Source organism: Neobacillus sp. C211, assembly GCF_051842875.1.
In the GTDB taxonomy this organism is placed as follows: domain Bacteria; phylum Bacillota; class Bacilli; order Bacillales; family Cytobacillaceae; genus Neobacillus.
In genome coordinates, this window is sequence record NZ_JBPXRO010000050.1 from 1 (window position 1) to 24,772 (window position 24,772).

A 24,772-nucleotide genomic window follows, 5' to 3' on the forward strand; every position below is an offset into this window, starting at 1 on the left:
GGTGAATGATTAAAGTTATTGTAGAAAATAAGAGGCTGTCGAAAGTTTCTCGACAGCCTGAGAAGCAGGTTGCCCTGCTTCTTCTTTTTTGTTACCGCTTTTTTTAAACTTATTTATTTCTTCTCGATTTTACACGCTGGTTCGCTGCGTTAGCACGTGCTTGCGCTTCAAGGTCGGAATGGTCTGCAAATTCTGCAGAATATTCAACGTCATTTCCATCAGTTATTTTTAGGTTCTTAGGTGTTTGTGGAAGTGAACTTTTGTTACTATTACCTGTTCCACTATTATGCATACGACCCATTACTAAAAACCCCTTTCATTGTTAACTTTTCAGGAGCCGAATTGCTCCCTTTAATATCATTTACAATTAGAAAGGTAACCATGAATGGAAAATACTTCAGCAAAGCGACCAGGGCTGCTTTTTATCGTAGATTTAGTTGAACTATAGTCTCGTTTTTTTGTCGTGATACCCGCCTGCACGGTCCGCCATTTTAAATTCTCGTTGATAAGAGACTTCCTGCATACTGGTTAATGAGTATTTGCCTCGATCCTTATCTTTTTTCTTTTTTTCCGCCATTTTGCTCATTCCTTTCAACATTTTTTTAGTTAATTGTCATCAAGCTATGTGGTAAAAAATAAAAGCACGTCATGTACTTATTTCCATTTTTACCTTTTAAGAAAGGAATGATACTTTTTTTAAGAAAATATATTTTTCAATGCCAAATGTAAATCGGAATACTTAAATTGATAGCCAGTTTCTAAAAGCTTATTCGGTAATACCCTTTGTCCATCAACCACCAATGTACTCATTTCACCAAGCAGCAGACGTAGTGCAAAACTTGGGACCGGAAGCCAGTGGGGGCGGTTTAATACTCGTGCAAGTGTTTTTCCAAACTCAGTCATCGTTACCGGTTTCGGTGCAGTGAAATTGATGGGTCCATCTATTTTTTCATTTTCGATAATAAAGGATATCCCTTGGACCACATCCTCAATGTGAATCCATGACATCCACTGACGTCCATTTCCAATGGGACCACCGATAAATGATTGATAAGGGATTGCCATTTTTTGAAGAGCCCCTTGGTGTTTATCAAGGATGATTCCGAACCTGCAAAAGACAGTACGTATCCCTAATTGACTGGCTTTTCCAGCTTCGATTTCCCATTGCTTAACTGTTTCGGCCAAGAAATCATTCCCAAAGCCATGGTTATCTTTTTCAGTAAAAATTTTATCAAAGGATGTTCCATAAATCCCAATTGCACTTGCATTGATCAGTGCCTTTGGTTTGGTATCTAATTTATTTATAATGGCTAGCAGTGCATGAACAGACTCTAAGCGACTGTTTAGAATCTTTTCTTTTCTTTTTACCGTCCAACGTCCACTATTAATTGATTCGCCTGCAAGGTTGATAAAAATATCAGTATCTTGGAGTTCATGAATGGGGCTTGAACTATCACTTAGCCACTCGACGTATCGAATTCCATCAGTACGATTTGTATCAATCGATTTTCTTGATAAAATAATTATCTCATGATTGTTTTTCAACAGGTGTTTAGTAAGTGCTTGCCCTACAAAGCCTGTTCCGCCTGCAATCGTTATTTTCATTTTTTCCGCCCCCTTTTACGTTTAATCTTACAACAGATAATGAGGAATATGGTAAAGTATTGATGAGGTGAATAACGTGGCCATTATTACAAAGATCACCACACAACAGAAAACTCAAGATCGATTCAATATTTTTATGGATTACGGTAAGGGTAAGGGTGAGGAATTTGCCTTCAGTGTCGACAGTGATGTTCTAATCAAATTTCAATTAAAAAAAGGAATGGAGCTTGATGATTTTTCCTTTGTGGAAATTCAGTATCAAGACGACATTCGCAAAGCATACAACAAAGCCATTCATTACTTAGCTAGAAGAATGAGATCAGAAAAAGAAATAAAAGATTATCTTGTATTAAAGGAAATAGATGAACCTGTCATCAATGAAATTCTTCATAGATTAACTGCACAGAAATACATAAATGACGAGGAATTCGCGTTGGCCTATGTACGAACCCAAGCGAATACCACTGATAAAGGTCCTAATGTAATTAAAATGGAATTAAAGGAAAAGGGAATAGTAGAAGGAATTCTCAACCATGCACTAAAGGAATATCCTCTTGAGCAACAGATTGAAAAAGCAACCAAAATAAGCTCAAAGTTTTACGAAAAGAATACAAAGGAATCATTAAAAATTCAAAAACAGAAACTTGAGAATCTGCTCCTTAGAAAAGGTTATCCATATGATGTCATTAATATTGCTGTTAATGATGTCTCCATAAACAACGAGGATGATGAGGAAATGGGAGCAATAAGATTCCAAGGGGAAAAGGCCCATCGAAAATATAGTAAATTCAGTGGCTTTGAATATGAACAAAAGATGAAGCAGGCATTATATCGAAAAGGGTTCCCGATAGAGCTCATCGAAATCTATTTATCAGAAATGGAAAAATCATGACAAAGTCGTCATGATTTTTTACTTTCAATAATTATGGAATCTTGGTCCATTTGCTCGATAATTATTTCGGCAACTTCCCTTGGTGAGCGGAAACGGGAGGTATCCTTGACATGGTCACTATTTTCCCAAAATGGTGTGTCCATTCCGCCCATATAAACAGCATTAAATTTAATCCCACTCCCTTCGTATTCTTTCTGCAGACTCTCGGTAAATCCTCTAACTGCAAATTTACTGGCCACATAAACCGCTTCATTCACTTTTCCACGCAAGCCTGCTGTTGAAATAATATTCAAAATGCGTCCTTCCGAAGTCTTTAACAGCAAGGGTAATATTGCTTTAGTCATCATAAGAGTTCCTAAAACATTTGTGTTGATCATTTCTGTAATGTGATGTTCATTCATTTCCACAAATGGACCGAAATGCCCAACTCCAGCATTATTAACTAATCCGTATATATTATATGTATGACTAATTTCTTCAGCTTTTTTCGAAACATCTTTCGCATTTCCAATATCTATAGGAAGGATATCAGCACTTCCTCCACTTGCTTCAATTTCTTCTTTTGTAGTTGTTAATTTATCAAATGTCCGTCCTGTTAACAAAAGGTGATAGCCTTTTTGCGAAAAGAGGTGCGCTAATTCTTTTCCTAAACCAGAGCCTGCCCCAGTAATAATGATCGTTTTCATTCTAAAAAATCTCCTTTGTATATTAGTTCATCCTTTATTTATTATATTATAATATACTAAAATGAAGTTATAAGGGGAGTGAATTCAAATGCAACAGGAGAAACGCTACAGTACCATGTCAGAATATGAATTAAGACAAGAAATTGGCATGCTCCAAGAACAAGCCAGAAAAGCAGAACAAATGGGAATGGTCAATGAGTTTGCCGTGCTCGAACGAAAGGTTCAAATGGCGAGAGCATACCTGATTGACCCTCATTCGTTTAAACCTGGAGAAATTTATGAAATAGACGGGGACCCAGGACAATATTTTAAAATTGATTATATGAATGGTGTGTTTGCTTGGGGTTATCGACTTGCAGGAGAGGGAAAAGAAGAAGCATTGCCAATTTCATTGTTGAATCAGCCAAAAAAATAATTGGACAAACCAGAGAATAAGACCTCTGGCTTGTCTTGTTTTTACAGATAGGAAGGTTTATTTATAAACCTGTGGCGACTCATCATCGCGCTCTCCAGAAGCACGCATCCGCTCCTGTGGATGGGTATTTATCGTGCCATCTGCTCTTGTTGAAGCGTATTCTGCTTTTGCTCTTGGTTCTCCCTCGAGCTTGTTATTATTTTGATTTGGGAAATTCGTTGCTTTATTTCTCATGCTGTACCTCCATTAAGGGAATGAGAACACGTGAAAAGCAAAGCATTCTCAATGCTTACCACGTAAAGATAGTATCTGCTTTTTTAAAATAGGTTATGTTAAAAGAAATTGGCAATGAGGTGGATGAATGAACGATTATCATGAAAGATTAACAAAACTGCTATTAGCTAAAAACGATCAACTTTCCTATAACCAGGCACGAACCTGGGTTGAACTTCTTTGGGATGATTTTGAAACCACTTATGCAAAAGCAGGCAGGGAATATATGGGCAGTGAAGTAGCAGAAAGAATTGTCAAACAATGGATAGAAAACTACGGTGATAAACTGCATGAATTTGCAGCAACAAACCCAAAATACAAGGATTATTTAAATCAGGAAAAGGATAGTTTAAATTAAAAAAATTTAAATTCTTTGAACTTAGATAACTGTCCAGCTCCAGCGCCCAACGGCTAGTGGACTTCGCACTCCGCCCTACGATAAGTCAAGCACGAATGCGCTATCGCTCTCCGTGTTTCCTTTATCTCAGTTGGAGCGCTCCAGTCCATACGCCGCTAAACGGGCGCTTTCGCTTTTCTTTTTAACTTGGAATTATACTTAATTTCTTTCGTAATTTCTTTTCACTAAACACCCACCCCGTATAGGAGCTAATTGGATTTAAGTTACAATCTAATTGAACAACGGCCACAAACGGATAGTGTCCATTGCTCCGATAGCGTAAATCAATGAAGCGAACTTCGTAAAAATCAATAAATTCATCGACTTCCCATCGATAAACTGGTGAAAAGGATAAAAATGCTGAAAGGTTTTTATCCTTTTTTGCTGCCTCGATTACGGGTGTTTTCGGAACGGGTATTCGATTAAAATGGTCTAAGATTTCAACTTTTTTATTTACTGCTTTTCCCACAAAAAATTGTTTCTTGTTCATGGCAGCAATTCTCCATTGATGAAACCTCATGGTTGGTGCAATAATTATTTCTGTTGCATCGGGAATTATTCTTTTTACCTCAACCAATACCCTTTTTTTCGCCCTAAAACGAGCAAGATAGTAAGCTATAATGACTGCATACATTATCAAAAAGGTATAACCTGGATTTGCTCCTAATACCCAAATAACGATTCCAATGATATGGAACCCAAAGATAATCGGGTCAAACGTATTTATAACGCCTAGAGCGACCCATTTTGTAGAAAAAGGTCTTAGAGCCTGCGTACCGTAAGCGTTAAATATATCAACAAATACATGGATAAAAACAGCTGCAAATGTCCAAGCCCATAAATGAAAAAGATTGGCATCAGGAAAAAACGGATAGATTACGGCTAACAGGACGAGTGGCCACAATATTACAGCAGGGATGGAGTGGGTAATCCCGCGATGATTTCGAATGTATATGGCATTATTTCTTAGCTTCAAAACGGTATCTATATCAGGTATTTGCGACCCAGCAATGGTTGCAATTAAAACACTCGTCGTGGTCGCGTGGCTGCTAATTACTGCGGGATCAAGTGTAGCAAGACCACCAAGAGCAATACCCATGACAACATGAGTTCCTGTATCCAAAAGGGAATCCTCCTTCAATATAGTTCTTGTAAAACTAAACAAATTGAATTATCGTAAAACAAATACACTACTTATTATATTGCCTTTTTTCATACATGTTAACAACATCTGGAGGAACAAAAGTTATGATAATTGAACTAAAGAATATAGAAAAAATCAACATAACTGCTTTTCAAAATGATTTAATATCCTGGTTTAAACGAGAACAACGGGACTTGCCGTGGCGAAAAGACCAAGATCCATACAAAATATGGGTCTCAGAAATAATGCTCCAACAAACAAGAGTAGATACAGTAATCCCCTATTTTAACCGCTTTATTGAATGGTTTCCCACGATGGAAGACCTAGCCGAGGCAGAGGAGGATAAAGTGCTAAAGGCCTGGGAAGGGCTGGGATATTATTCAAGGGTTCGAAATTTGCAATCAGCTGTAAAGGAGGTAAGCGAGAAATATGACGGAGAGGTTCCAAACACCCCAGAAGAGATAGCTGGACTAAAAGGGGTGGGGCCATATACAGCTGGTGCGATATTAAGTATTGCTTATGGGATTCCAGAGCCGGCTGTGGATGGAAATGTGATGAGGGTCATTTCGAGAGTCCTTTCCATCTGGGATGACATTGCCAAATCATCTTCGCGGAAAATTTTTGAAAAAGCAGTGCGACAGTTAATTTCACATGAAGACCCTTCCTCTTTCAACCAAGCGTTAATGGAATTGGGAGCTTTAATTTGTACACCCACTTCTCCTTCATGTTTATTATGTCCAGTTCGAGAACATTGCCAAGCTTTTGATGAGGGAGTTCAAAATGAACTACCGATAAAAACTAAAAAAACCAAGACACGAAACGTTCAACTTGCTGCTGCTATCCTTTTGGATGGAAATGGTAAGGTATTAATCCACAAGAGGCCGGCAACTGGACTGCTCGCAAATTTATGGGAATTCCCTAATGTTGAGATCCATCACCCCCTACTAAATGAACGGCAGCAGGTAGCGGACCTATTTCACCATTCACTTGATTTAAAAGTAAAATTTGAAAAAATTATCGGTCAGCTGGAACATACTTTTTCCCACTTAGTGTGGAATATTAAGGTCTATTCAGGGACCTTAAATTCAGTCTTTCAAGAAAATGAAGAATGGAAACTTGTTTCATTCGAAGAAATGAAAGAGTTTGCTTTCCCTGTATCCTCCCAAAAAATGCTCAAGATTTTTCATGAACACCAGATGGAATGAACGCCGTATTTAAGCGGCGTTCATTTTCATTCATATACCGTTTTTGTTCCATGTGTATAATCTGCTTCTTGACGATTGATTCCGCCGCGATTCTCAATTTCTTCAATAATCTCGCGGTGAATCGTTTGTCCTTCGCTATTTAAATATGGAGTAATTTGCTGAAATGAGTGATGAAAAAAAGCAAGCTCACTGTTTTCCCAATCAGATTTAGCCATCATTGAAAGCTCTGTCATATCCCGACCAACATACATATTTCTACTTCCTTTCATAAGTTATTTATTCCTTAGTGTTTTATAATAATTGTCTTCTATTCCTGGAAAAGTTAAAATGATAACAATACTTGAATATAGAAGGGGATAATTAGATGACTCAGAAAGTAGCACTTATTACCGGAAGCAGCAGGGGAATCGGCAAGGCGACTGCACTTCGATTAGCTGCAGCAGGATATGATATCGTTATTAATTATGCAAGAAGTAAAAAGGGTGCCATAGAGACTGCCGAGCAAATTGAGGCATTAGGGAGAAAGGTATTAATTGTAAAAGCAAATGTTGGCGATGTTGCTAAAATTAAAGAAATGTTCGTGCAAATTGAGGCAGAATTTGGCCGCCTGGATGTGTTTGTCAATAATGCAGCATCAGGAGTTCAGCGTCCAGTCATGGAGTTAGAAGAATCACACTGGGATTGGACCTTAAACATAAATAGCAAAGCGTTGCTATTTTGTGCACAGGAAGCAGCAAAATTAATGGAAAGAAATGGCGGGGGGAAAATTGTCAGCATCAGTTCTCTCGGTTCCATCCGTTATTTAGAAAATTACACGGTTGTAGGGGTCTCTAAAGCAGCACTTGAGGCTCTGACAAGATATTTGGCAGTTGAGCTAGCACCGAAGAATATTGTCGTTAATGCAGTCTCAGGCGGTGCTGTCGATACCGAAGCATTAAAGCATTTTCCAAACCGTGAAGAGCTTCTTCAAGAAGCAAAAGAAAAGACTCCTGCTGGAAGAATGGTCGAAATTGATGACATGGTTAACTGTGTAATGTTCCTTTTATCTGATGATTCAAGCATGATCAGGGGACAGACTATCATTATTGATGGTGGAATTTCATTACTTGTTTAAATTATTTTTAAATAATATTTTTTGAGGATAATCTCCACGAAGCATGGTTACATTATATTCGTGGAGGTGATATCAATGGCAAACTTCAATCAACAGCCAAACAAAACTTCAGCTGGAACTAACATCCAGGAAGTAAGACAACAAAACGCTCAATCTCAATCTGGATCTCAAGGCCAATTCGGAACTGAATTCGCGAGTGAGACAAATGCTGCTGAAGTAAGACAACAAAACCAACAATCGGCTCAAAAGTCTCAATCTGCTTCAGGACAAGGTTCCCAAGGCTCTTCAGGCCAATTCGGAACTGAATTTGCAAGCCAAACAGATGCTCAAGAAGTAAGACAACAAAACCAACAATCTCAAGCTCGTAAAAACCAAGGTAATGGCCAATTTGGTCAAAGCTAATAATAGTATGCAGAAGGCACTCTAGATTCGTATAGAGTGTCTTCTTTCTGTTTCGACAAAACTTCTCTTAAGGTTACATATTTTGTCAAAGGAGAATAAAGCCTGTTCGAGAATACATATTAGATACAACTAATAAGGCGGTGAGGGAAATGGATCATTTTAACCGATTAGTTTCCGATCAAATGGTGACGATGGAAAAATTGCTATACCTTCAAGGAGAACTTGAACGATGTCAACAAATCGAAGAAGAACTACAAACATTGCAGGATGCTACAGACCTTGAAAGTGTTCAAGCTGATATCCGACTGAAGAAAAAAGAGTTGAAAGAGATCCAGACCATTTTTGAAAAGCAGACAGAAGAGGTAATTAATTCCTATCGGGAAATGAACCTAACAGCATCTTTTTAGGTGAAAAAACCAAGAATATCTAAAAAAATTCGCAAATTTTTACAAAGAGCCATCGAAATATGGCTCTTTTGTTTTAAAATCTGTTCCCAACCGTTATAATAATAGAAAATAGGAATTGTACTTTGTTGCCTTTTGTCATTATTTATTTATATATTGTTAAGAATAGGTTACAAAGCGTTCAGGAATGAAGGTAGGGGAGAAACATGGGCGTACCCATCGAAGGTGAACCAATGCAAATACATAGTTATAAGCACAATGGGCACATCCATCGCGTCTGGGAAGAAACAACCGTTTTAAAAGGGACACAAAATTTGGTGATTGGAGGCAATGACCGAACACTTGTGACAGAATCAGATGGCAGGACCTGGATTACAAGAGAACCAGCTATTTGTTATTTTCATTCACAATATTGGTTCAATGTGATTGGAATGATACGTGAGGATGGTATCTATTATTACTGTAATATCAGTTCACCATTTATCTTTGATGGCGAAGCACTAAAGTATATTGATTATGACCTTGATATAAAGGTGTTTCCTGATATGACCTTTAATTTATTAGACGAGGATGAGTATGAACGTCATCGCCGGGAAATGAATTATCCAGCTCCTATCGATCAAATCCTAAAAAGGAATGTTGACAAGTTGATTCAATGGATTCGGCAGCGGAATGGCCCTTTTGCACCAGATTTTATCGATATCTGGTACGAACGTTATTTAACATACAGACGTTAGATGGCAATTAGAATTATATGCGCCTGTTGATTTGATCAACAGGTTTTTATTTGCATATTAAAGAAGATTCCGAAAGGAGGACCAACTTGAGCAGTATTCGCAGGTATCTTCAATTTGTAAAACCATACCGTTTGCAAGTAATTGGGACAATTATCATTGGAGTAATCAAATTTTCCATTCCACTAATGATTCCGATGCTGATTAAATATGTTGTCGATGACATTGTTGGAAGTCCTACCCTATCCCACGGTGAAAAAATGGATAAACTGATGTTCATTATGGGTGTAATGATAGTAATCTTTGTCATCGTGAGGCCGCCAATCGAATATTATCGGCAATATTTTGCCCAGTGGACGTCCAGTAAAATATTATATGATATTCGGGATACGATGTACACACATATCCAAAAGTTAAGCTTTAGGTATTTTTCAAATACCCGTGCTGGAGAAATTATATCACGAGTCATCAATGATGTTGAGCAAACGAAGACATTTGTCATTTCAGGATTAATGAACCTTTGGCTGGATATAGCCACAATTATTATTGCAATTATTCTTATGTTTTCTATGAATGTTAAGCTGACGTTTGTTTCGATTTTGCTGTTTCCACTCTACGCCTTCTCGATTAGATTTTTCTTTGGGAATTTACGGACATTGACACGTTCGCGTTCACAGGCCCTAGCCGAAGTCCAGGCCTATTTACATGAGCGGGTGCAAGGGATGCCCGTAATCAAAAGCTTTGCGATCGAAGACTATGAACAAGGCCAATTTGATAAGCAGAATAAAAACTTCTTAGAAAAGGCATTACAGCATACAAGCTGGAATGCGAAAGCCTTTTCGGCTGTTAATACGATTACGGATATTGCCCCATTAATAGTCATTGGCTATTCTGCTTACCTCGTCATTCAAGGTCAACTATCACTTGGGACAATGGTTGCGTTTTTTGCCTATATTGATAAGCTTTACAATCCATTAAGAAGACTAGTTAATTCTTCCACCACAATTACTCAATCGTTTGCATCTATGGATCGGGTATTTGAATTTTTGGATGAAAAGTATGATATCGTGGATAAACCTAATGCGAGAGAATGCAGCGAGGTACACGGGGACATTTCGTTTAAGAATGTTTATTTTTCTTATGAAAAAAAAGAGGAAATGGTTTTGACAAATATAACTTTAGATGTAAAAAGGGGAGAAACGATAGCGCTCGTAGGAATGAGCGGCGGCGGGAAATCCACACTTGTTAGTCTGATTCCCCGTTTTTACGACGTGACCGAAGGAAGCATCACTTTAGACGGGGTAGACATCCGTCAATTTAAGGTTCAAACTCTGAGAGACAAAATTGGTGTGGTTTTTCAGGATAATATCTTATTTAGTGAATCGGTTATGGATAATATTTTATTAGGAAAACCAGGTGCTTCCGCTGAAGAGGTATACATGGCTGCAAAAGCGGCCAATGCCGATGAGTTTATCTTAAATCTCTCAGAAGGGTATAACACCAAGGTAGGCGAACGAGGGGTTAAGCTTTCTGGAGGTCAGAAACAACGAGTTGCGATTGCCCGTGTCTTTTTGAAAAACCCACCTATCTTAATTCTTGATGAAGCAACCTCTGCACTAGATTTAGAGAGTGAGCATGCTATACAAGAATCACTCAAGGAGTTAGCCAAGGATAGGACTACTTTTATTGTTGCACACCGATTGTCAACGATTACTCACGCAAATCGAATTGTCCTGATTGAACATGGTCAAATTGTAGAAGTCGGATCACATGACGAGTTGATGGAGAGGAAAGGGAATTATTACAAACTTTTTCAAGTGCAGCAGTTAGAACAAAAAGAAACCGAAGCAGAGTAATGTGCTTCGGTTTTTTATATATTTCCTTCGTCGATCGAGACTTCATTATGATGATACGAATGGAAGCTTGTAATCAGTGTATCAAGATGTTCTACCTGTTCACTGTAATCAATAATCGAAGCAACAATTTGCATGGTATGATAATGAAGTGGATTATCATGGTCGGTAATTTCTTGCTGGTGGAGTAAAAATAAATCAAATAATTCCTTTTTATTTAAGCAGATCGTATTTTCAGAATTGGCAGGAGGGTTTGGAATTTTACCAATAAATCTAAGCATAAGCTGTTCATGATGGTAAATTAGGCAGTCTAATTGTTCCTGTATCGATTGTTGAAATTTTTCTGGAAGGTGTAATAATTCATTCTCAAAACGATGAAGTCTTTTTAAAGTATCAAGTGCCTTTTTTGCTGCAGAATGCATTTGCCGATAAATAACAAGCTTACGTGATTTTTCCAGACTATTTTTCTTAAAATAACTGCGTTCTTCTTTGTACATACTGTAGAACTGGCCCATTTGAATAATATTCTCTTTTAATTTATCAATATCTGTTTTGAGAAGATTATGATCGAAGTCATGCCGGGTGCTTAAACGGATCCATCTAATAATTTCTTCCGTTGTGCTCGTCATTCTAAAATAAAGTTTATTTTCATACTTTGGCGGCATAAATACTAGATTGACTAAAAATGCAGAAAAGACTCCAATCATGATGGTAGAAAAACGGATCCCGGCAAATGGTATGAAATCGCCACCTGGTGTTTCCATTATGGATATTAACGTAACAAGTGATAAACCAATCGTATTTTCGAGTTTAAGCTTTAAATTAATGCCAATCACAATAATAGCAGCCAAGCCAATGACAATAATATGATTGCCTAACAGAAGTACAAAAACCACTGCAAGTAAAGCACCAATGATATTTCCTTGAATTTGTTCAATGATTGTTAAATAGGAGCGATAAATGGTCGGTTGTATCGCAAATATGGCAGCAATGCCGGCGAATACCGGTGAGGGTGAATGCAATAACTGACCTAAGTAAAGGGATAACACAATGGCAATTCCCGTTTTTAAGATGCGGGCACCTAACTTCATTCCAAATAGTTTCCTTTCAAAAATAAATATATAGTTTATGGCAGCCCCAGGTAACAGTTTTACATCGAAAACAGAACTGGCGCTTTTTCAATCAGCAATAAGTTACTATACATTGATTATCATATATTATCAAGAGAAATAATATGAATTTATATTTCATTTTTTACAGGAAAATGTCATATTAAAAAACGCCCGCTAGAGCAGCGGACGTTACTATTAGTATTCTTGATCATTCTGTTGATACAGCTGGATCTGCTTGTTCTTTGACAGGAAGAACCTGCACAAATTGATTTTCAAGATCAGTTAAAAGTACACGAAGTTGAATAGCTTCGTCAGCCTGACCATTCTGATCAAGCAAGTCAGTATACTTGGTTAATAGCTCGTTAATATCCTGTTTGCCCTTTTCGTTTAGATCAACAACTGAAACCTTAGCTCCTTTTGCAATCCTTCTTTGAATGGCTTCTTTCGTTAATCCCATCTCAGGCTGCTGGCGAATATAGATAACCCCGCCCGTCATTCCTGCACAAATCCATGGTCCTGGGTCTCCCAGTACAAGGCCGCGGCCATTAGTCATGTATTCAAAGGCAAAACCTTTAATATTAGCATTTGAACCAATGTTACCTGCTTCTTTTTCTGGAAGTGGCTTCTTAACAGTACCGCCAATAATTAGGTCAGCACCTGAAAGTCTAATCCCTGCACGTGCATCGGCATTTCCTTGTGCAACAAGAAGACCTTTTTGAGCACCATATCCAAACCCTTTTCCGACGGAACCGTTGTAATAATTGCCATCTTTACCCTTGGATTTTAGGATATAGATATTTCCACCAAAAGAAGTCTTTCCAACACCGTCCTGACCTCCGCCATTCACAGTGATGTCAATTCCTTCACTATTATAAGCACCTAAACCATTTCCAGGAATGGAACCACCCTTATATTTAAGTTGTACGGATGGAAGTTGCTTGTATGAACCATCAAGTCTTCCACGAACACGATGACATGAAACACGGCTTCCTAGCACACGTTGTTCAGAAGTGACACTTACAAATTCGCGAGATGAGTGTAACTGATCGACACTGCCATCAAGATACTCTGCACCCACTGCAACCTGCATTTGAACTTCTTCAATTGATTTAGATGCTTCTGTTTTTGCAAATTGGCTAATTTCTAGCGGCTTTAACAAATAGGAGAGGCTAAGCTGGCCTTGGCCTTTCATTTGCTCTAATAAATCAGAACGTCCAACAGCATCCTGTAAATTGCGAATACCAACCGATGCTGCAATTGTCTTTAACTCTTTCCCAAAGGCTGTGAAGAGATTCATAATTCCCTGCACTGCTAAATCTAATTGGCGTGGAACAAAACGTCGTAAGCCATGATCCTTCGCTTGTGCTTCTGATTCAATTTGTGTCGCGATACCAACATGACAGGTATCTAAATGGCAACCACGGCAAGTCGTACATCCAATTGCCAGCATTGAAAGCGTACCGAAACCAACTCGGTTTGCACCAAGAAGCATGATCTTCATAACGTCCATGGCACTTTTCATACCACCATCAGCCCAGATTTCTACTTTATGGCGAAGGCCGCTTTCAAGTAGGGCATTATGTGCTGCTTTTACACCAATTTCTACTGGTAAACCAACATGCTGAAGGGCATGTATTCTGGCAGCACCAGTACCGCCATCGAAGCCGCTCAAGGTGATAATATCTGCACCAGCTTTGGCAATACCGACAGCAATCGTTCCGATATTCGGTACAACTGGAACCTTAACAGCAATTTTTGCTTGATCGTTTGCCGTTTTTAATTCAAGAATCATTTGTGCTAAATCTTCAATTGAGTAGATATCATGGTTGTTTGATGGTGAGATCAAATCAGAACCAAGTGTTGCATTACGTGCTTCTGCAACCTTCGCAGTTACCTTTGAACCTGGTAAGTGACCGCCTTCACCTGGCTTAGCTCCTTGCCCAATTTTGATTTCTAATAGATTCGAAGAGTTAAGTAGTTCAGCATTTACGCCAAATCTTCCAGAGGCAATCTGCTGACCTCTTGTTTTTGGATATTTGCCAAGCATATCTTTGATTTCTCCGCCTTCACCATTTAGGCTGATCATGTTTAACCGGTCTGCTCCTTCAGCATAAGCTCTGAATGCTGTTTCGTTCTGAGAACCAAATGACATCGAAGAAATAAGAAACGGTAAATCATGGTCCCCAACACGAAGATTAACCTCATCAGGTGAGAGAGATTTATGACTCTTTTTAAGTTGAACTAAATGGCGAATCGTTGTTGGATTCTCCGTTTCTTGTTCGGAGATTTTATCACGATAACTACTGTAGTCACCAGTAGCAGCCACTTCACCAATGGCCTTCCAAATACGTGGGAAGAGATGGAAAGTCTTTCCGACTCTTTCCTTTTCATTATGGTAATCTTCTGCTCTAGACAAAGCATCCATCTTCATGGCTTCAAAATCAGTCTCAAGTTCCTTCGAGCCAAAAAAGTTAACGATGTTTAATAGGCTAGCGATTTCCTCATGTAATCCGATACTTGAGAAAAGGCGGCCGTAACCTCTCAGTTCGTGAATGCCTATTGTTGAAATTACTTTTTCTAATCCTTTTGTCAAAGCACTATATAGATTGGTTAAAGGCTTAGTTGTCTCGTCTTGAACCGTTAAGAACATGTAATATGGGCTAATTAAATCTGCCCCTAATCCAAAAGCAGTGATAATGTCATGAAGTGATCGTATAGCTCCAGAACGTAGAACTAAAGAACAATCCCTTCTTATTTCTGCCTTAACTAGTGCTTGATCAATCGCAGATGTTACTAAGTGCGGATCAATCCAATAGGAATCTTCTTGGTGTGCTTTTGCATCATCAAGAACAAGTAATGTTTTTCCAGCCTGAACTGCTTGAACTGCTTCATTTGCAAGTCTTTCTAATGCAAGCTCTAACTTTTCTTCTTTTTTGAAGGTAGTAGATATAAAGGTTACTAACTTTTGTTCCTGAAAATGGTGGACAACTTGATCAAAACTTGGCTGATCTAAACTTTCAGATAGGCTGTAGCCAGCTTTTCCTTCCAATAATAGAGGAGTTGTTAGTTCGATTACAGTTTCACTATTTTCTTTATTGAATAAGGTTGGACGCTTACCAATAATTACACGTGTGGAAAAGTGTTCTGTTTCACGGTCTCTATCAATAGCAGGATTCGTTACAACGGCAACACTTTCTTTAAAATAATCGGCAATATTTTTACGCTCTGGGTTAAGCGCAGCAAGTGGGGCATCATGGCCAAGTGAACGAATGGGTTCCACACCTTTTTCTGCCATTTGTTCAATTAATTGGATATGATCTCTTTCCCAGCCAAAAGCTTTATATTGTCCATTATGGATTTTGTCAGGATAATTCATTGTTACTGTTTTACCTAAAGCTGGTGGCAGCAAACGCGTTCTCGATTCATTGAAATTTAACTTATCAGAGAAACGAGTATAGACCTCATTCTGAAAACGAGCTTGTTCATATACTTCTAACGTTTCACCGTTCCATTTAAAGCCAACCTTTTCACCTGGTGCTAAAGGCTTCGGATCGTTCGTATATTCGCTTGAAGAAATGATTCCTGGTTCTGAAGAAAACAGATAAGAACTATCAATTTCAAGCATCCAAAGCGGACGAAGGCCAAGAGCATCCACACTAAATACTGCTTCATCTCCAAATCTAGAAATAATACCTGCAGGTCCTTGGGCAAAGTGTCCCCATGCTTCCCTTAAATAGGTATATAGATCTTGGAGATTTTCAGGATATGCCTTAATTTCATTGATAATTGGCGGGAATAAAACATCCATTGCTTCAAATAATGAAAATCCTTCGCGGCAAATTAATGTTTCCATTGTACGGCTTAAATCTTGGGAGTCACTGCCATCTTTGACAAGCGGTACACCAATCATTTTTGCTTCATCACGAAGCTTTGCAATGGTATTAATCTCCCCATTATGCCCGAGAACACTAAACGGCTGTACCCGGAAAAAGCTTGAAAGTGTATTCGTAGAATAGCGATTATGTCCGAGTGTCATGGTTGAAGCAACAAGTGGATTCGCAAGGTCATAATAGTAACGTGGAAGAATATCCCCAGCCCCCATTACCTTATAAACCACATGGTTCTGACTTAGTGAAGCCACATGGACATGCTCGTTTGTTTCTAAATCAACTAATGCATCGAAAAGGGATTTTGATAATTCCTGCCCTTTTTTTGTGGAAAGACAGGCAAATTGCCAAAAAACAGGGTTTTCCTGAATAGCAATGGGGCCAAGTGCAGAAGTGTCCGTAACCTTATCAGTTTCATAAATTAAATCAAAGTCGTATTTTTCCAACTTTTTAATTAATTCTTGTTTGGTAGTTTCCCAGTTTACCTTTTGACTAATGAAAACATGACCAACAGCAAATTCTTCTTTTTCAGCTAGTGATGGTTCCTGGCCAGCCTGAAGCAATTTTTCTTTCCAAAGCTCGACAGGGATATCGGTATGAATGCCAACGCCATCGCCTTCACCGTTAATAAAACCTGCGCGATGATTCATTGTCACAAGAGCGTCTATACAATCAAATATATTTTTTCTAGTTGGGCTCTTAGTTTTTTCAAGGCATGCGACAATCCCGCAGGCATCGTGTTCTTGTTTATGGAAATCTTTGAAAAGGGAAGGGGTCCATTTTTGTGTCATCTTATTAGGCTTTAGCAGATATCTGCTAAGGCCTCTTTCACCTCCTATGAAACTTAAAGTTTGAGAATATAGTGTTTGTAGTTAGTTTTCGGTTGTTACTTTAACGAGGTATAAAGTTAAAAAGTAAATCTAAAAATAATAATTTAATAGTATCATAAGAATTTTCAGAAATCAAATAAATATGCAGTAATTTGGATAAGAAAATAGTGGTTAAAAGGTGTAGGATAAATGAGGGAACATCTTATTGTAAACGTTTTCAAGATGATTTTATAAAAAAAAGGTAGTGATTTCCACTCCCTTTTGTGCATAAAATGTGCATATTTATTCGTTGTTAAGTGAGAAAAATGCATTTCTTACCGCATGTAGAGTTGCTTCAACATCTGCTTCAGTATGAGCGATTGTCAAGAACCATGCTTCATATTTGGATGGAGCAAGGTTTATTCCTTGATGGAGCATATGTTTAAAGAACTTTGCAAATGTTTCACCGTTTGTGTTTTCAGCTTGTACATAGTTTTCGATTTTTTCATTTGTAAAATAAACAGTTAACGCACCCTTCAAACGATTAATGGTAATTTGAATATTATTTTCCTTAGCTGCCTCTAAAATTCCTTCTTCAAGCATCGCACCTAAAGAGTCTAAATAGTCATATATTCCTTCTTGTTTTAAAACCTCTAGACAGGCGATACCTGAAAGGATGGAAGCGGGATTCCCTGCCATTGTCCCTGCCTGGTAGGCTGGTCCGAGCGGGGCAACGGTTTCCATAATTTCTTTTCGGCCACCGTAGGCACCAATAGGAAGACCACCGCCAATGATTTTACCTAACACGGTTAGATCTGGCTGGATGCCTAATAAATCTTGAGCACCGCCGTACATAAAGCGGAAGGCCGTGATGACTTCATCATAAATCACAAGTGCCCCTGATGCATGAGTAATCTCATTAACTTCCTGCAGGAAACCTGGCTTTGGTTCTACAATCCCAAAGTTACCGACAATGGGTTCCACTAATACTGCTGCAATTTGGTCGCCCCATTTAGCTATTGCCTCTTTAAATGGTTCGATATCATTGAAAGGTACCGTTATCACTTCTTGCGCAATACTTTTCGGAACACCCGCAGAATCTGGAGTGCCTAATGTAGATGGCCCCGAGCCTGCTGCAACAAGGACGAGGTCTGAATGACCGTGATAACAGCCTGCAAATTTAATAATTTTATCTCTGCCAGTGTAGGCACGAGCAACTCGGATCGTTGTCATCACGCCTTCCGTTCCTGAGTTTACGAAACGAACTTTTTCCATAGAAGGAATTGCTTCTTTTAACATTTTTGCAAATTTCACTTCATGGGGTGTTGGTGTACCATAAAGGACGCCGCTTTCTGCCGCACGTTTGATTGCCTCTGTGATATGTGGGTGGGCATGACCGGTAATAATGGGTCCATATGCTGCGAGATAATCGATATACTGATTACCGTCGACATCCCAAAAGTAAGCACCTTGTGCGCGCTCCATTACAACCGGAGCACCTCCGCCAACAGCTTTATAAGAACGAGAGGGGCTATTAACTCCACCAACAATGTGTTCAAGTGCTTCATTATGTAATCTTTCTGAATTAATAAATTTCATTTTTTTTCCTCCTTAAATTGCTTCTTACCTATTTTATCACTTTTCTTCTCCCACTTAATCTGTTTTCACTTTTGCGAAAATTAATGGGGTGCTTGATTGTTGTTTTATCAACCTCAATTGGCTAAACTAATTCTTTAGGGCATTGTTTCGGGAGGAAAAAATGAAAAATGTGATTGAAGTCAAAAATTTACGAAAAGAGTTTAAGTCATATTCCAGCAGGACAGGTTTAAAAGGGGCGTTTCGGGACTTACTAACAAGAAATTATAAAGTTGTTCCGGCTGTAAATGATATTAATTTTACAGTGAAAAAGGGTGAAATGGTCGGTTATATCGGTGAAAACGGTGCCGGGAAATCAACTACGATTAAAATGCTTACAGGAATTTTAACGCCTTCTTCTGGACAAATCATCGTTAATGGCATGAATCCTCATAAAGAACGGGAACGATTTGTTCAAACCATTGGAGTTGTTTTCGGACAGCGTTCTCAATTATGGTGGGATATTGCTGTTCAAGAATCCTTTCGCCTTTTGAAAAAGGTGTATAAGGTATCAGATGCAGAGTATAACAGCCACATGAATCATGTGATACAAACATTAGATATCGAGCCGCTCTTAGATAAGCCTGTGCGCAAATTATCTCTTGGCCAAAGAATGCGGTGTGAGCTTGCGGCTGCGTTGATTCATAATCCGCCACTATTGTTTTTGGATGAACCGACAATTGGCTTAGATGTACTCGTTAAGTTGAAAATTCGTGATTTTTTAAAAGAAATCAATGAGAAATATCAAACGACAATCCTCTTAACCACCCACGATTTAACCGATATTGAGGCATTATGCGAGCGGGTGATTATGCTCGATGAAGGTAAGGTTATTTATGATGGTGCGCTAAAGAATCTCCAGGAGAAATGGGGCGAAGGAAAAGAACTTCAGTTTCAGTTTCTAGAGAAGGTTGGAATTTCTGCCGTGCAAAATCTCACCAGTGGAATGCCTGTTAAGTGGGACCTTGACGAAAAAAAGCAAATCTTTACCGCCACACTTGATGATAATGATGAACTTATTTCACAAGTAATTGCCAAAGTAGTAGCTGCATTTAAAATTAAAGATATTAAAATAAACGAAACATCTACAGAAGAAATCATTCGAAATATTTATGAAAAGGGTGCAGTATAAGTGGAGAAATACCTTGAAATGATTAGAATCCGCTTTTTAATGATGCTTGCATACCGTACCAATTATTACACAGGAATTCTAATCTATAGCATTAACATTGGGGCCTATTATTTTTTATGGTCGGCGATTTATGGTTCTAAGGAACATATTGTTGGTTTATCTGTCACTCAGATGACCACATATGTAGCGGTCTCCTGGATGGCGCGAGCATTTTACTTCAACAATCTTGATCGTGAAATGGCATTAGAAATTATGGAAGGTAAAGTGGCTATTGAATTAATCAGGCCCTATAATTATCTCGGTATGAAAACGATGCAAGGTCTGGGGGAAGGGATTTTCAGGTTATTCTTTTTTTCTGCACCGGGAATGATCATTGTTTACTTCGTCTTTCCTATTAAATTCACCTGGGATCCAAGTGTCTGGGGATTGTTTGCTCTCTCCATCCTGTTAAGTTTTTTTATTAATACGGAACTGAATTTATTAACTGGGATCACTACTTTCTTCTTATATAATAACTCTGGGCTAATTCGGGCAAAACGTGTCGTTATTGATTTATTTTCAGGGCTGCTACTGCCGATTAGTTTTTTTCCAGGCTGGGCACAGGATGTGATGAAGTTTCTTCCCTTTCAAGGAATCAGTTATTTTCCTAGTATGATTGTTACTAAAGGTTTTTCCCATACCCAGGCACTAGAAGCAATTTCTCAACAATTTGTTTGGGTAATCATATTATTTTTTCCAATCCAAATTCTTTGGATTTTGGCGAAGAAACAACTGATTATTCAAGGGGGGTAAGAGTTGTTTTATATATCTATGTTTTTTCAATATATATCTCAATATTTAAAAACGAGACTTCAATATCGAGCAGATATTTTTGTAGAGTTTTTCTCTGATTTACTATCACAAGCAATAAACCTTATTTTCATATTGGTCGTCTTTGGACATACCAATTTGTTAAATGGCTGGAACAGGGATGAAATCATATTTATCTATGGATTTTTTCTAGTACCTTCCGCAGTCTTTTCTGCCTTCTTTAACATTTGGGATTTTAATGAGCGCTATATCGTAAAGGGAGAACTGGACCGTATCTTAACTAGACCGATACACAGTCTCTTTCAAATAATTCTTGAACGAATTGAATTGGAATCATTGTTAGGGGCATTAACAGGACTTGCTGTCATGTTTTACGCGGGGAGTCGGTTGGGACTGGAAGTCCATTGGTTCGATCCAATCTTGTTTATTGTTTTTGTCCTCGGTGGGGCATTGGTTTATGGTGGAGTTTTCATCATGATCGCCTGCATTAGCTTTTGGGCAGATGCGCGTACATCTCTTATGCCGATGATGTACAATATTAGCAACTATGGCAGGTACCCAGTTAATATCTATAATAAACTAATTCGTTTTGTACTAACATGGGTGATGCCATTTGCCTTTGTTGGCGTTTATCCTGCTGCCTTTTTCCTTGGAAAAAAAGAATGGTTTTGGTATTCGTTTTTAACACCTGTGATGGGAGTTGTTTTTTTCGTACTTTCCGTAATGCTTTGGAATCAAGGGGTAAAAAAATACCGAGGTGCGGGCAATTAACTAGAATTTGATATTTTATTGGTCAAGCGTGCATAGAAATTAAATACCAGATGTTAAAATAGAGGTGGTCTGTGGTGTTTTTTTTCTTGCTTCCAATCGTCATCTTTTGCATCTTTATGAGTTTAAGGACGCTTTTTATACCAAATACCGTAAAAGGTAAATTGGTATCAATTGATAATTTTTTGTATTTAGGTTCTGTGTATTTGACTGTCATTATTGGTTTTGGTCTTATTTATTTGCTTTTTGAGTTAATCGGAATGTCATTGTTGATAGAGGTAAATAATCAAAACAAAAATATTTTTGAAACAAGCTTTTACTTTAGTGCAATGACCTTATTTTCAGTTGGGAATGGCGATGTCATTCCACATGGAATAGGAAGAATCCTTACCGTTACAGAGGCGTTGATCGGTTATACACTACCTGCTGCATTTGTTGCCCGCGTTGTTTTTGATCGGGAAAAGTAAGTTAGCGATGCAGGATAGTTGTTTTGTCAGCCGGGATTTTGCTACGCTAATGATAAGGAATAATTTACAATGGGAGTGGTAGGGATGACTGTTGAAATCGGAATGCAGGTACCGAATTTTGAGTTAGAAGCCAATAATGGCGAAACAGTAAATCTTTCAAAATTTCGGGGCACAAATGTTGTTATTTATTTTTATCCAAAAGACATGACTCCGGGCTGTACAACCGAAGCATGTGATTTTCGGGATCAAATTCAACAATTTACTGAGGTAAATGCCGTGGTTTTGGGAGTTAGTCCGGATCCGGTTGACCGCCATCAGAAATTTGTAGAGAAATATGGTTTGCCATTCTTGCTACTTGCAGATACGGAACATCTTTTAGCGGAAGCATTTGGAGTTTGGCAGTTAAAGAAAAACTTTGGGAAAGAATACATGGGTATAGAAAGATCTACTTTTATTATTGATAAGGAAGGCAAACTCGTCAAAGAATGGAGAAAGGTCAAAGTTAAAGGTCATGTAGAAGAGGCTTTATCATACATACGAGAACAGTTAAGCTGATCTGCTTTCTGAAGCCTATTTTGCGCAGAAAAGGCATTTGTCCAATGCAAGAAACGTTAGATTGAATATCATTTTATTAGGGCATACCTCCTCAGATAAACTTTGGGTCCATAGTGGCCCCTTTTTTTATGGAAATAAAAAGGAATATGGGATTTATCATGAAATAAGTTCTATGCTTGGGTTTGCGGTGAGTCATTTAATAAAATTTCCAAGGGAAAGAAATAATTGATAATATTTATCATAAAATACAAACAAACATGGAAAAAGGAAATAACATTTCCCGTTAATGAGATAACAATATTGACAAAAGTACAAATTACTTAGTAAAATTAATTATAACAATTACAATCTAAGAATACTTTTTAGAAAGAAGGTGCATGGCGATGAATCAGTTAAAAGAAGCGTTGGATACCTTGAAAGAAACAGGTGTACGGATTACTCCGCAGCGTCATGCGATACTTGAATATTTAATAAACTCGATGTCACATCCTACCGCAGATGATATTTATAAAGCTCTAGAGGGAAAATTCCCTAATATGAGTGTGGCGACAGTTTACAATAATTTACGAGTATTTCGTGAAGTGGGTCTTGTGAAGGAATTAACTTTTGGAGATGCCTCCAGCCGTTTTGATTTTGTAACATCCCATCATTATCATGTGATATGTGAGAAGTGTGGGAAAATTGTTGACTTCCTTTATCCGGGCCTTGATGAAGTGGAGCACTTAGCATCGCATGTGACCGGCTTTAAAGTCGAGAATCATCGTATGGAAATTTACGGTACTTGCCCTGAGTGCGCAAGTAAAGAAGTGCATTAAATAGGATCGCGGCTGATTTTAGAAAAATCAGTCTTTTGTTGTAAATAAAAGAGGAAGAAGTAATCCATGGCAGCTATTCTGCAGATTGGTTTACTTCTTCCTCTTTTTATTTTTAGGATTTTTTATTATAGGACTCATCGAATTCCTTGCCTATTAAATTAGGGTCAAGGGTTAATGGCTCACGACAATACATACACATATCTACTCTACCAAGCATTTTAGTATGCTTACCGCAGCTTGGACATTTTACTTGGATGGATTTTGTAGAAAGCATTCCAATCCAAAAATAAACAATAGTACTGGCAATAATAAAAAGAAGGCCTAAAATCATAAAAATGGTCATAATAAGTGGTGAAGATCGAAAAAAGATACCACCATACATAACAATGAAACCAATGAAAATTAACGATAATGCAAAGGTACGAATTTTATTTATTTTACTCGAATATTTTGCCATGTAACTCCCTCCTAGAGAAAACTATACCATATTTATAAATAGAAAAGAAAAGTCTACGTAGAAGAATGTCGAAATTTGTCTTTGAATAAAGAAGGAGATTTGTTTTCCTTGTCGAACTTATATTGCTACCTGAAAAAAATGGAGGAATGAAGATGGAAGACATCCTTCGGCCTATTTATCAAGAAAGGGCGAGCCAATTAAATACCCTTGGAGTATTAATGGTACAAAAAAAACAAAAGTTAAGCCACATAACAGATTCATTTGATGAAATTCTCTTAGTTCTTGTCAAAGAAGCGGATCAGCCGCTATTCATTAAGCACTATACTTACTACGATAAAAAGGCAGCAATGCATATCATCACAGAAGCGCAGTTGCAAGAGTGGATATTATTAGGATCGAATCGGAAAATATTTGAATGGCTTCATGAGGCAAAAATCATTTTTGATCGAAACGAATACGTAGCCAATTTAAAAACGGAATTGCGAGAATTTCCTTTTAACGGACGCAAAATAAAAATGGGTTTAGAATTTGCTAAATTGATTCGGCGATATGTGGATGGAAAAGCTTTGTTTGAAGGTCATCAGTTTTTAGATGCATACAACTATGTTGTCCATTCGCTGCACCATCTTGCCAGGTTAGCCATATTAGAAAATGGACTCCATCCAGAACTGACTGTTTGGAATCAAGTAAAACAGATTGAACCAGAAATTTTTAAACTATACGAAGAACTTGTCTATAGCGAAGAAACGCTTGAGAAAAGACTTGAGCTGCTGTTCCTTGCCAGCGAGTTCATGATCCATTCGAGAACAAATATTGGGACAGTCCATTTGTTAGATATTCTTAGTCGTAAGGAAATTTGGATGTTTAATGAAATTATGAGTGAAGAAGAGTTGCTCCCATACTCTGTCGATTTGGGTGTACTTCTTGAATATTTAATTGATAAACATTTGATAGAAGTAGTTAATATTGAAACAAAGGGCCAAGGGGTTTTTCATAGAGGTTATCGACTCAATAAAAAATTATCTTAAAAAAACAATAAAACCTATTGACCTTTTCGTTGTTACTTGGTATATTAATAACCGTCGCTGAGAAACAAACTAAATGATGTTTTCGTAAGTGACGGTTTAAAAAAAGTTATTGACACTTTCAAATGCTTTGTGTTATATTAATAAAGTCGCTTACGAGCGAATGAGAAATTGAT

27 protein-coding genes are annotated in these 24,772 nt (G+C 37.9%); 16 read left to right on the forward strand and 11 right to left on the reverse strand.

Features of this window, described 5'->3' with window-relative positions:
* Positions 1-109 precede the first annotated feature (109 nt).
* The 3 genes from ACSU6B_RS27385 to ACSU6B_RS27395 form a co-directional block, all read right to left on the reverse strand.
* Positions 110-301, reverse strand: coding sequence for a YfhD family protein (locus ACSU6B_RS27385; RefSeq protein ID WP_168242292.1), 192 nt, complete (start codon positions 299-301; stop codon positions 110-112).
* Positions 302-442: 141 nt separating this feature from the next.
* Positions 443-577: a YfhE family protein gene (locus ACSU6B_RS27390; protein WP_082797355.1), complete on the reverse strand. Its 135-nt coding sequence runs from the start codon at positions 575-577 to the stop codon at positions 443-445.
* Between the two features lie 119 nt (positions 578-696).
* A complete protein-coding gene (locus ACSU6B_RS27395; protein ID WP_410889530.1) occupies positions 697-1,605 on the reverse strand; it encodes a TIGR01777 family oxidoreductase in 909 nt (302 codons plus the stop codon).
* Between the two features lie 76 nt (positions 1,606-1,681).
* Between ACSU6B_RS27395 and recX the strand changes: the two genes are divergently transcribed.
* Positions 1,682-2,497 carry a recombination regulator RecX gene (gene recX, locus ACSU6B_RS27400; protein ID WP_410889532.1) on the forward strand — a complete coding sequence of 272 codons (816 nt, stop codon included), beginning with the start codon at positions 1,682-1,684 and terminating at the stop codon, positions 2,495-2,497.
* Positions 2,498-2,505: 8 nt separating this feature from the next.
* Here the strand turns inward: recX and ACSU6B_RS27405 are convergent, their stop codons facing one another.
* On the reverse strand, positions 2,506-3,183 hold the full coding sequence (locus ACSU6B_RS27405) for an SDR family NAD(P)-dependent oxidoreductase (RefSeq protein WP_410889534.1): 678 nt from the start codon (positions 3,181-3,183) through the stop codon (positions 2,506-2,508).
* Positions 3,184-3,271: 88 nt separating this feature from the next.
* Here ACSU6B_RS27405 and ACSU6B_RS27410 point away from each other — a divergent pair, with 88 nt between their 5' ends.
* Positions 3,272-3,598, forward strand: a complete 327-nt coding sequence (locus ACSU6B_RS27410; RefSeq protein ID WP_410889536.1) for a YfhH family protein — start codon at positions 3,272-3,274, stop codon at positions 3,596-3,598.
* Between the two features lie 57 nt (positions 3,599-3,655).
* On the opposite strand, the gene ACSU6B_RS27415 is transcribed toward ACSU6B_RS27410, so the two are convergent.
* Positions 3,656-3,832, reverse strand: coding sequence for a small, acid-soluble spore protein K (locus ACSU6B_RS27415; RefSeq protein WP_066070009.1), 177 nt, complete (start codon positions 3,830-3,832; stop codon positions 3,656-3,658).
* A 127-nt stretch (positions 3,833-3,959) separates the two neighbouring features.
* On the opposite strand from ACSU6B_RS27415, the gene ACSU6B_RS27420 reads away from it, so the two are divergent.
* On the forward strand, positions 3,960-4,229 hold the full coding sequence (locus ACSU6B_RS27420; RefSeq protein ID WP_410889538.1) for a YfhJ family protein: 270 nt from the start codon (positions 3,960-3,962) through the stop codon (positions 4,227-4,229).
* A gap of 181 nt (positions 4,230-4,410) precedes the next feature.
* Here the strand turns inward: ACSU6B_RS27420 and ACSU6B_RS27425 are convergent, their stop codons facing one another.
* Positions 4,411-5,391 carry a metal-dependent hydrolase gene (locus ACSU6B_RS27425; RefSeq protein ID WP_214998178.1) on the reverse strand — a complete coding sequence of 327 codons (981 nt, stop codon included), beginning with the start codon at positions 5,389-5,391 and terminating at the stop codon, positions 4,411-4,413.
* 125 nt (positions 5,392-5,516) lie between these two features.
* On the opposite strand from ACSU6B_RS27425, the gene mutY reads away from it, so the two are divergent.
* The gene (gene mutY / locus ACSU6B_RS27430) at positions 5,517-6,617 is read left to right on the forward strand and encodes an A/G-specific adenine glycosylase (protein ID WP_410889540.1); all 1,101 of its coding nucleotides are present in this window, start codon (positions 5,517-5,519) and stop codon (positions 6,615-6,617) included.
* A gap of 26 nt (positions 6,618-6,643) precedes the next feature.
* Here the strand turns inward: mutY and ACSU6B_RS27435 are convergent, their stop codons facing one another.
* Positions 6,644-6,868: a hypothetical protein gene (locus tag ACSU6B_RS27435; RefSeq protein ID WP_168242299.1), complete on the reverse strand. Its 225-nt coding sequence runs from the start codon at positions 6,866-6,868 to the stop codon at positions 6,644-6,646.
* A gap of 113 nt (positions 6,869-6,981) precedes the next feature.
* On the opposite strand from ACSU6B_RS27435, the gene fabL reads away from it, so the two are divergent.
* From fabL to ACSU6B_RS27460, 5 genes are all read left to right on the forward strand, one after another.
* Positions 6,982-7,731: an enoyl-[acyl-carrier-protein] reductase FabL gene (gene fabL / locus ACSU6B_RS27440; protein ID WP_214998176.1), complete on the forward strand. Its 750-nt coding sequence runs from the start codon at positions 6,982-6,984 to the stop codon at positions 7,729-7,731.
* A 75-nt stretch (positions 7,732-7,806) separates the two neighbouring features.
* A complete protein-coding gene (locus ACSU6B_RS27445) occupies positions 7,807-8,133 on the forward strand; it encodes a gamma-type small acid-soluble spore protein (protein WP_214998175.1) in 327 nt (108 codons plus the stop codon).
* 149 nt (positions 8,134-8,282) lie between these two features.
* Complete coding sequence (locus tag ACSU6B_RS27450) at positions 8,283-8,540, forward strand: YgaB family protein (protein ID WP_214717005.1); 258 nt, start codon at positions 8,283-8,285, stop codon at positions 8,538-8,540.
* 203 nt (positions 8,541-8,743) lie between these two features.
* Entirely contained in the window at positions 8,744-9,274 is a 531-nt protein-coding gene (gene ntdP, locus ACSU6B_RS27455) for a nucleoside tri-diphosphate phosphatase (RefSeq protein ID WP_088085870.1), read from the forward strand.
* Positions 9,275-9,360: 86 nt separating this feature from the next.
* Complete coding sequence (locus ACSU6B_RS27460; RefSeq protein ID WP_410889542.1) at positions 9,361-11,127, forward strand: ABC transporter ATP-binding protein; 1,767 nt, start codon at positions 9,361-9,363, stop codon at positions 11,125-11,127.
* A 14-nt stretch (positions 11,128-11,141) separates the two neighbouring features.
* Here the strand turns inward: ACSU6B_RS27460 and ACSU6B_RS27465 are convergent, their stop codons facing one another.
* The 3 genes from ACSU6B_RS27465 to ACSU6B_RS27475 form a co-directional block, all read right to left on the reverse strand.
* Positions 11,142-12,215: an FUSC family protein gene (locus ACSU6B_RS27465; RefSeq protein WP_410889544.1), complete on the reverse strand. Its 1,074-nt coding sequence runs from the start codon at positions 12,213-12,215 to the stop codon at positions 11,142-11,144.
* A 229-nt stretch (positions 12,216-12,444) separates the two neighbouring features.
* Positions 12,445-16,914 carry a glutamate synthase-related protein gene (locus tag ACSU6B_RS27470; protein WP_410889546.1) on the reverse strand — a complete coding sequence of 1,490 codons (4,470 nt, stop codon included), beginning with the start codon at positions 16,912-16,914 and terminating at the stop codon, positions 12,445-12,447.
* A 321-nt stretch (positions 16,915-17,235) separates the two neighbouring features.
* A complete protein-coding gene (locus ACSU6B_RS27475) occupies positions 17,236-18,531 on the reverse strand; it encodes a glutamate-1-semialdehyde 2,1-aminomutase (protein ID WP_410889547.1) in 1,296 nt (431 codons plus the stop codon).
* Positions 18,532-18,691: 160 nt separating this feature from the next.
* Between ACSU6B_RS27475 and ACSU6B_RS27480 the strand changes: the two genes are divergently transcribed.
* From ACSU6B_RS27480 to perR, 6 genes are all read left to right on the forward strand, one after another.
* The gene (locus ACSU6B_RS27480) at positions 18,692-19,699 is read left to right on the forward strand and encodes an ABC transporter ATP-binding protein (protein WP_410889548.1); all 1,008 of its coding nucleotides are present in this window, start codon (positions 18,692-18,694) and stop codon (positions 19,697-19,699) included.
* The gene (locus tag ACSU6B_RS27485; protein ID WP_214998169.1) at positions 19,700-20,491 is read left to right on the forward strand and encodes an ABC transporter permease; all 792 of its coding nucleotides are present in this window, start codon (positions 19,700-19,702) and stop codon (positions 20,489-20,491) included. It begins immediately after the preceding gene.
* Between the two features lie 3 nt (positions 20,492-20,494).
* Positions 20,495-21,280, forward strand: coding sequence for an ABC transporter permease (locus ACSU6B_RS27490; protein WP_098929927.1), 786 nt, complete (start codon positions 20,495-20,497; stop codon positions 21,278-21,280).
* Positions 21,281-21,351: 71 nt separating this feature from the next.
* Complete coding sequence (locus tag ACSU6B_RS27495; protein WP_214998168.1) at positions 21,352-21,744, forward strand: ion channel; 393 nt, start codon at positions 21,352-21,354, stop codon at positions 21,742-21,744.
* Positions 21,745-21,828: 84 nt separating this feature from the next.
* Complete coding sequence (gene bcp, locus ACSU6B_RS27500) at positions 21,829-22,299, forward strand: thioredoxin-dependent thiol peroxidase (protein ID WP_410889550.1); 471 nt, start codon at positions 21,829-21,831, stop codon at positions 22,297-22,299.
* Between the two features lie 377 nt (positions 22,300-22,676).
* Positions 22,677-23,114, forward strand: coding sequence for a peroxide-responsive transcriptional repressor PerR (perR, locus tag ACSU6B_RS27505; RefSeq protein WP_168242311.1), 438 nt, complete (start codon positions 22,677-22,679; stop codon positions 23,112-23,114).
* A gap of 112 nt (positions 23,115-23,226) precedes the next feature.
* Here perR and ACSU6B_RS27510 read toward each other — a convergent pair whose 3' ends face one another.
* Entirely contained in the window at positions 23,227-23,571 is a 345-nt protein-coding gene (locus ACSU6B_RS27510) for a YgzB family protein (protein WP_214998166.1), read from the reverse strand.
* A gap of 152 nt (positions 23,572-23,723) precedes the next feature.
* Here ACSU6B_RS27510 and ACSU6B_RS27515 point away from each other — a divergent pair, with 152 nt between their 5' ends.
* The gene (locus ACSU6B_RS27515) at positions 23,724-24,599 is read left to right on the forward strand and encodes a nucleotidyltransferase-like protein (protein ID WP_215012317.1); all 876 of its coding nucleotides are present in this window, start codon (positions 23,724-23,726) and stop codon (positions 24,597-24,599) included.
* Positions 24,600-24,772 lie beyond the last annotated feature (173 nt).